Raw genomic sequence first — 13,919 nt, 5'->3', positions numbered from 1 at the left:
GCCAACAGTTTCATCATACTGCTGATAGTTTTTTTGTATGCCATGCAGATGAAACCTATGTTCTGGCGGAGCACGGCCAAGGCCAGAATTTTTTGACGCCGCATCATGTTTCAAAGTGACAACCCGGCGTACCCATCCTTTCAGGCGAACTGGCGTCTTACCGGTTACCCTTATCTGCAGCTGTATCAGGAACAACCCTACCTGAACTTTTATTACCAGACAGAGCGCAGTGATAGCCGCGATGCCATTGGCAAGGCGGCCATTACCCGCTTGTTACCACTAAGCACCCCAGTGCGACTGCCGGCTTGCAGCTTGGTGCATGGGGTGCGGTATTCGTGCTTTAATCGCTTACTGGCTGGGCAGCATGGCTGCAGGCAACAGCTTGCTTAAACGGCCACTGGCCAGCAGCTCGGCGGCGGCCTTGATATCCGGTGCGAAGTAGCGATCTTCCGCATAAAAGCTGACCTGGTCGCGCAAGAGCGCCCGGGCCTGCTCCAGCCGCTCGGTGGATTGAAGCGGTGCGCGAAAATCCAGGCCCTGCACCGCAGCCAGGTACTCGACGGCCAGTACACCACGGGTATTGTCGGCCATCTGGGCCAGCCGCCGGGCGGCGAAGGTGGCCATTGAGACATGATCTTCCTGATTGGCCGAGGTCGGCAGGCTGTCGACACTGGCCGGGTGGGCCAGCGACTTGTTTTCCGATGCCAAAGCGGCCGAAGTAACCTGGGCAATCATAAAGCCACTGTTGACGCCGCCATTGTTGACCAAAAAGGCCGGCAGTTTGCTGAGGCTGGCATCGATCAATAGTGCCATCCGTCGCTCCGACAAGGAGCCGATTTCGGCAATCGCCAGCGCCAGATTATCGGCCGCCATGGCCACCGGCTCGGCGTGGAAGTTACCACCAGAGAGGATATCGCCTTCTTCAGCAAACACCAGTGGGTTGTCGGTGACACCATTGGCTTCAGTTTCCAGCACCACAGCCGCCTGGCGGATTTGCGTTAAGCAAGCGCCCATTACCTGCGGCTGACAGCGCAGGCTGTAAGGATCCTGCACCTTTTCACAATCCTGATGCGAGTCGCCAAGCTCGGAGCGCTCAGCCAGCAGATGGCGGTAAATGGCGGCAGCATCGATCTGACCCTGCTGACCACGGATGGCATGAATGCGGGCATCAAACGGTGAGCGACTGCCAAGGGCCGCTTCCACGCTGAGTGCACCAATCACGCTGGCGGCAGCATACAAATCCTCGGCTTTGAATAAGCCCTCCAGCGCCAGCGCGGTGGAGGCCTGGGTGCCGTTCAGCAGCGCCAGACCTTCTTTGGCCGCCAGTACTACCGGCTCAAGGCCAGCCAGTTGTAAGCCTGCTTTGGCTGGCATTTGCTTACCTTGGTAACGGACTTCACCTTCACCAATCAGTGGCAGCACCATATGGGCCAGCGGCGCCAGATCGCCGGAGGCACCGACCGAACCCTGGGCCGGAATGCAGGGATAAACGCCTTGATTGACCATAGCAATCATCGCATCAATAATTTCTGGCCGGATGCCAGAATAGCCACGCGACAGCGAGTTGACCTTTAAAATCATCATCAGCCGCACTGTCTGGTCAGCCATGAGCTCGCCATAGCCGGCTGCGTGCGACAACACGATAGAGCGCTGCAGCAACTCCAGTTGATCCGGTGCGATCTTGGTATTGGCCAGCAGACCAAAGCCGGTGTTGATGCCATAGACGGTTTTGCCTTTGGCCAGCACTTCGGCCACGGTTTTGGCCGAGGCGGCAATGGCTGGGTAGGCGGCTTTGTCCAGTGCAATGGCCTGATTGCTCTGCCACAGTTGGCGCAATTGGCTCAGGCTGAGCTGGCCAGGTGTCAGGGTAAATGGGGTGGTCATGGCTTACTCCTTGGTGCTCAGCATAGGTAAATCCAGCCCTTGCTCACGGGCACAGTTTTTGGCGATATCGTAACCGGCATCGGCGTGACGCATCACGCCGGTGCCCGGATCATTCCACAGCACCCGGCCAAGCCGCTTGGCGGCTGCTTCGGTGCCATCGGCCACGATCACCACACCTGAGTGCTGGCTGTAGCCCATGCCGACACCTCCACCGTGGTGCAGGGAAACCCAGCTGGCGCCACCGGCGGTGTTCAGCAAGGCGTTCAGTAGTGGCCAGTCGGAGACTGCATCCGAGCCATCCAGCATGGCTTCGGTTTCACGATTCGGGCTGGCGACCGAGCCGGAGTCCAGATGGTCGCGGCCAATGACGATAGGGGCTTTTAATTCGCCGCTTTTCACCATCTCGTTAAAAGCCAGCGCAATGCGAGCCCGATCTTTTAAGCCAATCCAGCAAATACGGGCTGGCAAGCCCTGAAAGTGGATTTTCTCGCGTGCCATATCCAGCCAGTGGTGCAGCTGTGGATTGTCCGGGATCAGTTCTTTCACTTTTTGATCGGTTTTATAAATATCGTCCGGATCGCCCGACAGAGCGACCCAACGGAACGGGCCTACGCCTTCACAAAACAAAGGCCGTATGTAAGCTGGCACAAAGCCCGGGTAGTCAAAGGCATTCTGTACGCCTTCATCCTGAGCCATCTGGCGGATGTTGTTGCCGTAATCGACCGCTACTGCGCCTTTGCTCTGCATGTCGAGCGTAGCCTGAACTTGCACTGCCATCGACTGCTTGGCGGCTTTGACGACTTGCTCCGGGCTTTGCAGGCGGCGCTCGGCTGCTTCGCTCATGCTCCAGCCTTGTGGCAGGTAACCGTTCAGTGGGTCATGGGCGGAGGTTTGATCGGTCACTACATCCGGGATGATGTTGCGCTGCACCAGCTCGGCAAAGACATCAGCAGCATTGGCCAGTAGACCAATGGAAGTGGGCTTGCCGGATGCTTTGGCTTGTTCTAGCAGCGCTAAGGCTTGATCCAGGCTGGTGGCTTTGACATCGACATAGCCGGTACGCAGCCGGAAATCAATGCGGCTTTCATCCACTTCACAGGCAATCATATGAAAGCCTGCCATGGTGCCGGCCAGTGGCTGAGCGCCGCCCATGCCGCCCAGGCCACCGGTCAGGATCCACTTGCCACTGGCATTGCCATTGAAATGCTGTTTGGCCATGGCTACAAAGGTCTCGTAAGTGCCTTGCACGATGCCTTGCGAGCCAATGTAAATCCAGGAGCCGGCAGTCATCTGGCCGTACATCATCAGGCCTTTTTTATCCAGCTCGTTAAAGTGCTCCCAATTGGCCCAGGCTGGCACCAGGTTGGAGTTGGCAATCAGCACCCGTGGCGCATCCGGGTGGGTAGGGAACACGCCCACAGGTTTGCCGCTTTGCACCAGCAGAGTCTGGTCGTCTTCCAGCCGGTCCAGTACTTCAACAATTTTATCAAAACAGGCCCAGTCGCGTGCTGCCCGGCCAATGCCACCATACACCACCAGTGACTGCGGATGTTCAGCCACATCGGGGTCCAGGTTGTTCATCAGCATGCGCTTGGCCGCTTCGGTCAGCCAGCTTTTGGCGGTTTTCTCAGGCCCTGTAGTGGCCCGGATCACCCGGGTGGTATCTAAACGTGGATCAGACATGATTAGCTCCTCGTTGCGCCTGCTGGCGCGAAATTTAAATGGCCTCCCAGCCGGTAACGACTGCCGGGAGACGTGAGATAAGCCAGACTGACAGCGCCATCGCGGCTAAAGGTGCGACGGGTTAAGCGCAGGCAGGCTTCCGGTTTTTTTAACTGCAGATGCTGACAGGTGAAGCTGTCGGGCAATATTGCCTCGACGGTATGCTCGGCTTCGGTCAGCGGTGCCACCTGGCTCAAATACAGGTGGGGGGTGATCTGGGCGAAGTCCTGCTGGATGTACTCCGGTATTTGCCTTGGGTTGACGTAACGGGCTTCCAGTTGCAGCGGGTGGCTGTCTTCAAAGTGCACAATCAGTGAGAAATACACCTGTTCGTTGTGTTTCAAGCCCAGGGCAGCGGCCACGGTGGCCGGGCAGGGCAATTCGGTCAGTTGCAGCAACTGCGCCCGGTAGCTGTGGCCGCGGCTGTGGATTTCATCGGCGATGTTGCGAATTTCCAGCAAGGAGGACTGCGACTTAAGCGCGGCAACAAAGCTGCCAACCCCCTGGGTGCGATACAAAATGCCTTGCTCGGTCAGCTCCTGTAAAGCTCGGCGCGCTGTCATCCGACTGACCGAGAACTGCTCGGCCAATTCATTTTCAGACGGCACCCGGCTGTGCTCCGGCCAGGCGCCGATTTCAATCTGGGTCAGCATAAAATCTTTTATTTCGGCAAATTTTGCGACGGCCATGCGGTGACTATCCGTTGAATGCGACTGGTGCTGATAAAAATAGCTGATCTTGGTTGTATATACAAGTTTTTGCGGTACACTATTTTTATCAGCAATCGGCAACGAATGGAGGAAGCAGTGCCATGACAGAATTTGATGCGGTTTGGCTTAATGCCAACCTGGCCACCATGCAAACAGAACTAGGGCCTTATGGTGCCATTGAGAATGGCGCCTTGGCGGTGAAGGATGGTCGCATTGCCTGGTTGGGGCCACAAAGTGCTTTGCCGGTCTTTGATACCTCCTGTGCGGCTGTGTACGATGCTGGCGGTCAATGGCTGCTGCCTGGGCTGATCGATTGCCACACTCACCTGATTTATGGTGGTAGCCGGGCCAACGAGTTTGAACTGCGTTTACATGGTGCAAGTTATCAGGCCATTGCCAAAGCCGGTGGTGGTATCCGTTCCACGGTGCAGGCTACCCGGCAGGCCACTGAGCAGCAGCTGTTTGAGCTGGGTCAGCGCCGGCTGGATACCTTGCTGGCACAGGGGGTAACCGAAGTGGAAATTAAATCCGGCTATGGACTGGACCTGGCAACAGAGCGCAAAATGCTCCGCGTTGCGCGGGCGCTGGATAAACAGCACCCGATCCGTATTCACACGACTTTTCTGGGCGCCCATGCTTTACCGCCGGAGTTCGCTGACAGCGATGCTTACATGGATTATCTGTGCCAGAGCATGCTACCTGAGCTGCATCACCAGGGTCTGATAGATGCAGTCGATGTGTTTTGTGAGGGCATTGGCTTTAGTGTGGCGCAAAGCCGCCGCCTGTTCGAAACTGCCCGGGCCTTGGGGTTGCCAGTCAAAGCTCATGCTGAGCAGTTGTCCAATCTGGGTGGTAGTGCTTTGGTCGCTGAGTTTGGCGGTCTGTCGGCTGATCATGTCGAGTATCTGGACGAAGCCGGGGTGCAGGCCATGGCTCAGGCTGGAACGGTCGCCGTTTTGCTGCCCGGTGCTTATTACTTTTTAAAAGAAACCCAGCAACCGCCGATAGCGCTGTTGCGCCAATATCAGGTGCCGATGGCGGTGGCAACAGATTTGAACCCGGGTACGTCGCCCTTTTGCAACCTGCCCCTGATGTTGAATATGGCCTGTACTCTGTTTGGCTTAACGCCGGAAGAAGCATTGTTGGGGGTAACACGCCATGCAGCCAAAGCTCTGGCGTTATTCGATGTTGGAACCCTGGCAGTTGGTAGCCGGGCAAATTTTGCCTGTTATGCCATGGAACAACCGGCTGAACTGGTGTATCAGCAAGGGGTAGATCCCCTGGAACAATTGGTGATCGCAGGGCAGCCGATACAGCTTTAGAGCTCACTTTACAATTAGCCGAAAGCAGCTATGCTAGGCGGATGAATGCTACTGAGTTGTAAAAAATGCGCGTTTTAACTGCCTGCTTGCTGGTAAGCCCTTTGCCGACAATCGCCGAAACAGCGACTATACCGGCCTGGTTATTGTGGTGGCCCCTGGCACTGGTTGTTGTGATCCTGTTGCTGTTATGGCGGATCCGGGTGCTGCAGCAACAACTGCGTCGGCAACAACCGGCGACCGCGCCAGAGCATTCCTTGCTGCATGATGAAATCAGTGGTTATCCAAATAAGGAACTGTTGCGCCGACAATTAAAGCCGTTGTTGCAACAATCAGACGGCAAACGTTTTGCGTTACTGCTGTTTAAAGTCACTCAGTTTGAGCAAATTAACGAAGCGTTGGGCTATCAGAACAGTAATTTGTTGCTGATGCAGCTGGCGCATCGCATCAATGAGCAGCTGCATCAGCACGAGGCTTTACTGTGCCTGGAATGGCGTGAGCAAAAAGCCATTCGGTTGTGTCATCTGGGTGGCGTTGATTTTGTCGCCTGGGCGGATGTTACGGCCAAACCCTATCTGGCTGAGCAAGTGGCCAAACAGGTGGAGCAGTCGGTAACAGAGCCGCTGATGCTGCAAAGCAGCGCCATGAGTTATCATTTGGTGAGTGGTATCGCCTGCTTACCCGAGCACGGCAGTCAGTTAAATGAATTGTTGGATCGAGCGTATCTGGCGCTGCAACATCATCGCTGGCAAGCGCCAGATAATGCAGTCTTTGATCCCTCTTTACTCAGCTACACGGATGGCAAGCTACGTTTAATGGCTGAGTTGCGTCAGGGCATTGAACAGAATCAACTGATGCTTTATGTACAGCCTCAGATCGAGTTGAAGCAACGCCGACTGCTGGCATTTGAAGTGCTGGTTCGTTGGCAACACCCTCGTCTGGGTTTGTTAGCGCCGGAGGATTTCCTTGAAACAGCTGAAGAGCTGGGGGTGATCTACTCGCTGACCGAATGGGTGCTGCAACATGCCATTGCCAGCCTGGCTGCGTTAAAAGCCGATTTTCCGACCATGAAGCTCGCGGTCAATCTATCCAGTAAAGATCTACTGCAGGATGAGCTGGTGGATTATCTGCACACGTTGTTGCACGAGCATGAGGTGAAGCCTGCTAATCTGGTATTGGAGCTGACTGAACGGGCTTTAACCGATGATCCTGTGCAGGCCATTACTATGTTGCAGCGCCTGAAAAATCTAGGGGTTGAGCTGGCGCTGGATGATTTTGGCACCGGTTTTTCTTCATTGTTCTATCTGCGCCAGCTACCCATTAGCCACGTTAAAATTGATTGCAGCTTTATCAATGATTTGCATAAAAGCGATACCCATGTCGCCATTGCCGGAGCCATTATCGATATCGCCCGAAATCTTGGCTTAGGTGTGGTGGCCGAAGGCATTGAAGAAGAGCTGGTGGAGCAGAAGTTATTGCGCATGGGGTGTACCAGGGGGCAGGGGTTTTATTACTCCCGGCCCTTTGAATTGGCAGGCATACAGCCCTGGCTTAGACAGTGGCAGCAATCGTCTGGTCCGGCAGCGCAGCTCTCGCCTGAATAAAGGCGTAGCTCAAGCTAGCCAGCACCTGCCCGGCATGCTGCATACCAGCAGCTTGCCCAGCTGGATGCCGAACCGGTGCAGCTTCTGCCAGGTGGAGATAGCGGCAGCGAGGCAGCTGGGCCAGTTGGTAGACGTATTGCTCGGCTGCTTGCACTGACAATCCACTGCTGGTGAAAGCGCTAACCGGCATCAGTGCAATGCTGTCGGTATCAAGCTCAATACCAATAGCCCCTTCCGCATTGGCGACAAAATCAACGCATTGATCCAAAGCCTCGGCAAAGGAAAGTTCTAGCCTGGGACTTAACTTTTGCAAGCTGATAAACTCAGCGCCTGCTTGCTGCAGTGCAGTGAGGCTGTCTCTGTTATTCTTTAATTCGTGCAGACCAAGCACAAAATACTGACCCAGTAATTGCTCTGCTTTGGCGTAGCTAAAGCCGTTGCCACTATGACGTCCTTCCAGTGCCCGGAAGTCGGCATGAGGGTCCAGATTGGCGCAGTTGACAGGCATAGCGGTGTGTTTGGCCAGCGCTTTGATGATGGGGTAGGCATTGTTGTGGCCGCCACCAATCACCATCACATCAAAACCAGCGGCAAACAAGGGCTGGATGGCTTGTTCTACCCGCACATCCAGCTCGGCGCAGAGCTGCCGTAATTGTTGCAGCTGTTCTGGTATACTGCTATCCAGCGTCTGACTTTGTTGCTGCAAATCGCCGCAGTCCACTTCACCGGCCAGCAGAATTGGGCCTGCTGTGTCGGTAAATTGATTGGCTTGCAGACTCAGCCAGCATTGCAAAAAAGCTTGCCAGCCTAAGTTGGCTCCCCCCTGGCCCAGATTCGCTCTGGGGCCAATATCTTCCGGTATCCCTAGCAGAGCAAAGCGGGCGCCCTGCTGCCGGGCTTGTTGCAATGCCTCGGTGAGCGGCAGTGATGTATCCAGCAGCAGCAAATGCTGGCCCTGCCGTTGCTCCTTTGGGCGGGTATTGAACCAGGCCTGGAGCCGTTCGGCCTGGTAGCGCAGCAGTGCCATGATTTATTCAATATCCAGTGGGTCGGGCGATAAAATAATGCCGGTATTATCGGCATAGAGATGATCGTCGGGTAAAAAGGTAACACCGGCAAAGTTGACTGGTACATCCAGCTCACCAAAACCTTTATCATCAGCACCTACCGGGATGGCATTGATGGCCTGAATACCGACATCAAAGTCTTCCAGCGCATCAACATCCCGCACACAGCCATAACAAACAATCCCTTCCCAGCCCTGGCTGTTGGCCAGTGAAATTAGTTCAGCATCCAGTAAAGCCCGACGGGTCGAGCCACCGCCATCGATCAGCAGCACCTTGCCAATACCTGGCTCAGCCAGCACCTGACGAATCAGGCCATTGTCTTCAAAGCACTTGACGGTCCGAACCTGGCCCCCAAAAGAGCGACGGCCGCCGTAGTTGCTGAAGATGGGCTCGACTACATCGATTGAGTCGGCGTAGAGATCGGATAATTCAGAGGTATTGTATTCCATGGGTGGCTCCGGATGAACAGCGCGGGTAACCCATAGTATAACTGGCCTGTGTGACAGCTCAAGCGCTTATCCGACAGTTTGTCCTTTATCTGCAGAATCTTCGTAGTGCATCAATTTTTTCTTTGATTTACGCGCAGCATTAGAAATTACTCACTATTCTTGTTCATGAACTCAGGAGTGCTCTGACTGGAGAGATTATGTTTCGACAATTTAGTATTAAACAGCGCTTGATGGCGAATGGCATAGCTTTGGTGCTGGCAATGTTGGTGATGTTGTGGCTGTTGTTTTATCAAAGCAGTCAGTTGACTAGCCTGGCAGAGGCGCAGGAGGGTGTGCAGCGATTGAATACCGATGTGTTGATGTTTCGCCGCCATGAAAAAGACTTTTTGCTTCGGTATGAGGCTCGTTATCTGGAGCGGATGCAGCAACACTACAGTGGCATGCAGCAATTGACCAACACTCTGGATGCAAGCCTACAGCGGCATGGCATTGATCGAGGCCCACTGCAGGAGTTCAGCCAATTGACGGAACGGTACCAGCAAAGCTTTGCTGCTCTGGTGCGACAATATCAGTTGATGGGGTTAACCCCTTCTGAGGGCTTGCAAGGTGAATTACGCCAGGCAGCACAGCACATTGAAAGCATTATCCAGCAACGTTCAGATGATCGCCTGATGGCGCAGTTACTGCAATTACGCCGGCACGAGAAAGATTTTTTATTGCGCCGAGATGCCGATTATTACCAGCGCTTTGGTCAGGATGCTCAAAGCCTGCAACGCGCCATACAGACTGGCATTGTCGATGCGGCTAGCCGCCAGCAAGTACAGCAATTGTTAGCGGCGTATCAGCAGGCGTTTTCCAACCTGGTATCGGCGTATCAGCAGGCTGGGCTTGATCAAAACTCAGGGTTGCAGGGTGAGATGCGCCGCGCCATTCATGCCACCGAGCAAAGTTTGCAGCAATTATCCGATGGTACCGGCCAGGCGATTGCCGCAGCTGTGGCTCGTACCCAGTGGTTGGCTCTGAGCTTTTTTGTGCTGGTACTTTTGGTGGTACTCAGCCTGGTGTTTTTGACCAGTCGCAGTATTTTGCAGCCGATCCTGGCGGTTTGTCAGACGGTAGGTCTGATCCGGCGTGACAATGATTTTCGTCAGCGTATTCAGGTTGAGGGCAATGATGAAATGACCCTGCTGGCCACCGATGTGAATGGCATGATTGGCGACTTTCAAGACTTAATCAACAACGTTAATCAGGCACTGGAAATGCTGGATACTGCCACTCAGCAACTGGCCAAGTCCACCAATGAAACCAGCGACGGCATGCAGCTGCAACAGCAGGAAAGCGATATGGTGGCGACCGCAGTCACCGAAATGGGCGCGACTATCAATGAGATTGCCGGGAATACCGAAAGCACAGCCAGCCGAGCCAGTAGCACCAACGACAATGCCCAGCATGGTCAGCAGGAAGTGGAAAAAACCGTCGCCGGTATTCAGCGCTTATCAGCAGAGCTGCAGGATGCGACGCAAGTGGTCGAGGCGCTGGAGCAAGACAGCCAGACCATTGGTTCGGTACTGGATGTGATCCGAGGTATTGCTGAGCAAACCAATTTACTGGCGCTTAATGCCGCTATTGAAGCGGCCCGGGCAGGAGAGCAGGGCCGTGGTTTTGCTGTGGTGGCGGATGAGGTGCGGAATCTGGCCATGCGCACCCAGGAATCAACCCGGCAAATTGAGCAGATCATTGGTGGCCTGCAAGGCCGAACTCAGGACATTGTGCAGGTGATGTTGCACTGTCGTGAGCAGGGGCTGTCCAGTGCCGAGCAGGCGCAGCAAGCGCGGCAGCTATTGCAGCAAATTACCGAGGATGTTAGTGGCATCATGGATATGACCACCCAGATAGCGGCAGCCATTGAAGAGCAGAGCCAGGTGGCCGCCGAGGTGAACCAGAATGTGGTAAAAATCCGTGATATTTCGGTGCAGTCCTATCAGCATGCGCAGCACAATGCTGAAATCAGTGAAGAAGTGGCGATGCAAGCCGCCCGCCTGCATCAGACGGTGGATCGCTTTAAAGCCTGAGTTGACATTTTTAGGGACAGCTCTATAGTCAAGGCATGCACTGAATTAGGGACGATGAGATGCGGCTATTGTTAGTGGCTTTTGCTGTGGGATTGTTTGGCTGGTGTCAGGCCGAGCCGTTAAAAGCGGTGACAACCCCGATGAGCCCTTATCAGACTCTGGAGGAGGGGGTTGTATCTGGCAGCAATACCGACTGGGTGCGCCGATTGTTGACCGAGGCGGGTGTAGAGGCTGAGTTTGCTATCTACCCTTGGGCCAGAGCGTATCAACTGGCCCGGTCTGAACCCAATGTATTGATCTATGCGATAGCACGCACCAGGGAACGGGAATCAGAGTTTCAATGGATTGGCCGTATCGCCAGTTTTGAGTTGGCTGTTTTGGTAAAAAGCGGTCAGTTGGTGTCTTTGCGTCACAGCTTGTCGCAACAGCAGCGCTTATCCCTGGCGTTGCCTCGCAATCATGCGGCTGTACCACTATTACCGGATTTACCCCATTTCGGGCAGTTGGATGTGTTCTATACTGCCAGTACCGATGAAGCCTTGCAGTTGTTAATGAATGGCCGGGTTGATGCGGTGGTTGAGAACCCCCATCTGTTGCCAGAGCTATTAGAGCCCTATCAGTTAACCAGTGACGCTGTACAGGTGTTGCTGCCTGTTCCAGGCTCCCGCTCGGACGCTTATCTGGCTGCCAGCAAAACCACCAGCACTGCAGTGGCTGAGCGTCTGCAGCAGGCCTGGCAACGGTTGTACGGTGATAGGCAAGAGCTAGAAGCTGGACCACCAGACTGATGGCCCGCCAAGTTAGTTTGAATGGCCTTTGCTGCTGTTTGCCGCATCAATAAATCGAATGGGGACGTTTTCTTGCTGCGCTTTAGCGGTTGTCAGTCGTTGCTGATACTGCTGCCACAGCTCAGTGTGATGGTTGGCAAGATGCTGCAGGTAGGGCCAGCGGTAGATACCGCTTTGATGGCCATCGTCAAAGCAAATCCGCACGCCGTAATGGCCACTTGGCTCAAGTCGCTCAATGCCTACCTGTTGCTTGCCAACCACCAACACCGGATTGCCGTGGCCCTGCACTTCGGCCGAAGGGGAATGCACCCGTAAAAATTCGGCCGCAAGGCTGGTACTGCTGCCATCGGCAAAGTGCAGCTCCAACTGCTTGCTACGCTTGTGATAATGTAGCTTGCGCACGAGGGCGGTGTTGGTCATGGTTACAGAATAAAACGACTTAGATCTTCATCTTGCACCAGCGCATCCAGATGTTTGTCGACATAGGCTGCGTCTACCAGCACGCTCTGACCGGCATGATCAGCCGCTTCAAAGGAGATTTCATCCAGCAAACGCTCCATCACGGTATAAAGACGACGGGCACCGATGTTTTCTGTTTTTTCATTGACATGAAAAGCCGCATCGGCTAGCTTGCGGATACCATCTTTGGTAAACTCCAGCTTTACCCCTTCGGTGGCCAGCATAGCAATGCTTTGCTCGGTCAGTGAGGCCTTGGGTTCAGTTAAAACCCGCTCAAAATCGTCGGCTGTTAGCGCGGATAACTCCACCCGGATTGGCAAGCGGCCTTGCAGCTCTGGCACCAGATCCGATGGCTTGCTCATCTGAAAAGCGCCTGAGGCGATAAACAGAATATGATCGGTTTTGATCATGCCGTGCTTGGTGTTGACGGTACAGCCTTCAATGAGCGGCAGTAAATCACGCTGCACGCCTTCGCGGGATACATCCGGCCCACCGGTGTTTTCCCGTTTGCAGATTTTGTCCACTTCATCCAAAAAGACAATGCCATTTTGCTCAACCAGCTCAATGGCTTGCAGCTTCAGTTCTTCAGGGTTTACCAAGCGGCTGGCCTCTTCTTCAACCAGCAATTTAAAGGCATCTTTGATTTTTAGCTTGCGCTTTTTCTTGCGCTCACTGCCCAGATTCTGAAACATGCTTTGCAGCTGCGAGGTCATCTCTTCCATGCCAGGAGGCGTCATAATTTCAATGCCGATTTGCTGCTGAGCGATGTCGATGTCGATTTCTTTGTCGTCCAATTGGCCTTCGCGCAACTTTTTACGAAACACCTGGCGGGTATTGCTGTTTTCGGTTGGCTGGTCATCTTGCCAGTTATCGCGTGCTCTTGGTAAAAGCGCATCCAAAATACGCTCTTCAGCGGCTTCTTCGGCCCGGTACTGGTTTTTGGCAATTTCCTGCTCGCGCAGCATTTTCACTGCACTGTCAGCCAGATCACGGATAATGCTTTCCACATCTTTACCAACATAACCTACTTCGGTAAATTTGGTGGCCTCAACCTTGATAAAGGGGGCATTGGCCAGTTTTGCCAAACGACGGGCAATCTCGGTTTTACCAACACCGGTCGGGCCTATCATCAGAATATTTTTCGGCGTCACTTCCTGGCGCAACGCTTCAGGTAACTGCATGCGACGCCAGCGGTTACGCAGGGCAATGGCGACAGCGCGTTTGGCCTGATGCTGGCCGATGATGTGCCGATCCAGCTCGTGCACAATTTCTCTGGGTGTCATATCGGACATAAGGTAACCTGCTTATAACTGTTCAATGGTGTGATGCTGGTTGGTAAATACGCAAATATTGCCGGCGATGGTCAGACTTTTTTCAACAATATCTTTGGCAGCTAATTCGGTATTTTCCAGCAAGGCAGTGGCGGCAGCCTGGGCAAAAGGGCCGCCACTGCCAATGGCAATCAAATCATGTTCGGGTTGGATCACATCGCCGTTGCCAGTGATGATCAGCGAGGTGTTGGCATCGGCTACTGCCAGCAAAGCCTCTAAGCGTCTTAGCATACGATCGGTGCGCCAGTCTTTGGCCAGCTCAACCGCTGAGCGCATCAAGTGACCCTGATGCATTTCCAGTTTGGCTTCAAAGCGTTCAAACAGAGTAAAAGCATCAGCGGTGCCACCGGCAAAACCAGCCAGCACCTTGTCGTGGTAGAGGCGACGCACCTTGCGGGCATTGCCTTTCATTACGGTATTGCCAAGCGAAACCTGGCCATCGCCGCCTAGCGCGACCTGGCCATTGCGGCGGACAGAAACTATGGTAGTCATGGTGAGCCCTTATGGCATTTCA

The 13,919-nt window shown here is 54.3% G+C and carries 13 protein-coding genes; 5 read left to right on the top strand and 8 right to left on the bottom strand.

From position 1 onward, the window contains the following. The first annotated feature begins 105 nt into the window (after positions 1–105). A complete protein-coding gene (locus tag BLW37_RS02395; RefSeq protein WP_091338860.1) occupies positions 106–390 on the top strand; it encodes a hypothetical protein in 285 nt (94 codons plus the stop codon). Here the strand turns inward: BLW37_RS02395 and hutH are convergent. Genes hutH through hutC form a run of 3 tightly spaced genes read right to left on the bottom strand, consistent with a single transcriptional unit; the run spans position 349 to position 4,295 of the window. Beyond that, complete coding sequence (hutH, locus tag BLW37_RS02390) at positions 349–1,884, bottom strand: histidine ammonia-lyase (RefSeq protein WP_091338855.1); 1,536 nt, start codon at positions 1,882–1,884, stop codon at positions 349–351. The genes BLW37_RS02395 and hutH overlap by 42 nt on opposite strands. A 3-nt stretch (positions 1,885–1,887) precedes the next feature. Further along, a complete protein-coding gene (gene hutU, locus BLW37_RS02385; RefSeq protein ID WP_091338852.1) occupies positions 1,888–3,567 on the bottom strand; it encodes a urocanate hydratase in 1,680 nt (559 codons plus the stop codon). Positions 3,568–3,569: 2 nt separating this feature from the next. After that, on the bottom strand, positions 3,570–4,295 hold the full coding sequence (gene hutC / locus BLW37_RS02380; RefSeq protein ID WP_091339568.1) for a histidine utilization transcriptional repressor HutC: 726 nt from the start codon (positions 4,293–4,295) through the stop codon (positions 3,570–3,572). Positions 4,296–4,417: 122 nt separating this feature from the next. On the opposite strand from hutC, the gene hutI reads away from it, so the two are divergent. Both hutI and BLW37_RS02370 read left to right on the top strand, forming a co-directional pair. Next, entirely contained in the window at positions 4,418–5,638 is a 1,221-nt protein-coding gene (gene hutI, locus BLW37_RS02375) for an imidazolonepropionase (RefSeq protein ID WP_091338849.1), read from the top strand. Between the two features lie 65 nt (positions 5,639–5,703). Beyond that, positions 5,704–7,239, top strand: a complete 1,536-nt coding sequence (locus BLW37_RS02370) for a putative bifunctional diguanylate cyclase/phosphodiesterase (protein ID WP_091338846.1) — start codon at positions 5,704–5,706, stop codon at positions 7,237–7,239. Here BLW37_RS02370 and BLW37_RS02365 read toward each other — a convergent pair. Both BLW37_RS02365 and rraA read right to left on the bottom strand, forming a co-directional pair. After that, on the bottom strand, positions 7,187–8,266 hold the full coding sequence (locus BLW37_RS02365) for a formimidoylglutamase (protein WP_091338843.1): 1,080 nt from the start codon (positions 8,264–8,266) through the stop codon (positions 7,187–7,189). The genes BLW37_RS02370 and BLW37_RS02365 overlap by 53 nt on opposite strands. Positions 8,267–8,269: 3 nt before the next feature. Continuing rightward, the gene (gene rraA / locus BLW37_RS02360; RefSeq protein ID WP_091338839.1) at positions 8,270–8,755 is read right to left on the bottom strand and encodes a ribonuclease E activity regulator RraA; all 486 of its coding nucleotides are present in this window, start codon (positions 8,753–8,755) and stop codon (positions 8,270–8,272) included. Between the two features lie 197 nt (positions 8,756–8,952). On the opposite strand from rraA, the gene BLW37_RS18690 reads away from it, so the two are divergent. Together BLW37_RS18690 and BLW37_RS02350 are read left to right on the top strand one after the other, a co-directional pair. Next, complete coding sequence (locus tag BLW37_RS18690; protein ID WP_091338834.1) at positions 8,953–10,827, top strand: methyl-accepting chemotaxis protein; 1,875 nt, start codon at positions 8,953–8,955, stop codon at positions 10,825–10,827. 59 nt (positions 10,828–10,886) lie between these two features. Further along, the gene (locus tag BLW37_RS02350) at positions 10,887–11,615 is read left to right on the top strand and encodes a substrate-binding periplasmic protein (RefSeq protein WP_091338830.1); all 729 of its coding nucleotides are present in this window, start codon (positions 10,887–10,889) and stop codon (positions 11,613–11,615) included. Positions 11,616–11,627: 12 nt separating this feature from the next. Here the strand turns inward: BLW37_RS02350 and BLW37_RS02345 are convergent, their stop codons facing one another. From BLW37_RS02345 to hslV, 3 genes are read right to left on the bottom strand one after another with little or no spacing between them, the layout of a single operon-like run. Further along, complete coding sequence (locus BLW37_RS02345) at positions 11,628–12,035, bottom strand: gamma-butyrobetaine hydroxylase family protein (protein ID WP_091338827.1); 408 nt, start codon at positions 12,033–12,035, stop codon at positions 11,628–11,630. 2 nt (positions 12,036–12,037) lie between these two features. Then, a complete protein-coding gene (gene hslU, locus BLW37_RS02340; RefSeq protein ID WP_091338825.1) occupies positions 12,038–13,366 on the bottom strand; it encodes an ATP-dependent protease ATPase subunit HslU in 1,329 nt (442 codons plus the stop codon). 12 nt (positions 13,367–13,378) lie between these two features. Beyond that, entirely contained in the window at positions 13,379–13,897 is a 519-nt protein-coding gene (gene hslV, locus BLW37_RS02335) for an ATP-dependent protease subunit HslV (protein WP_091338822.1), read from the bottom strand. Positions 13,898–13,919 lie beyond the last annotated feature (22 nt).

The organism is Alkalimonas amylolytica (genome assembly GCF_900107845.1).
Taxonomy (GTDB): Bacteria; Pseudomonadota; Gammaproteobacteria; order Enterobacterales; family Alteromonadaceae; genus Alkalimonas; species Alkalimonas amylolytica.
This window is presented reverse-complemented; position numbering and strand designations above follow the sequence as displayed.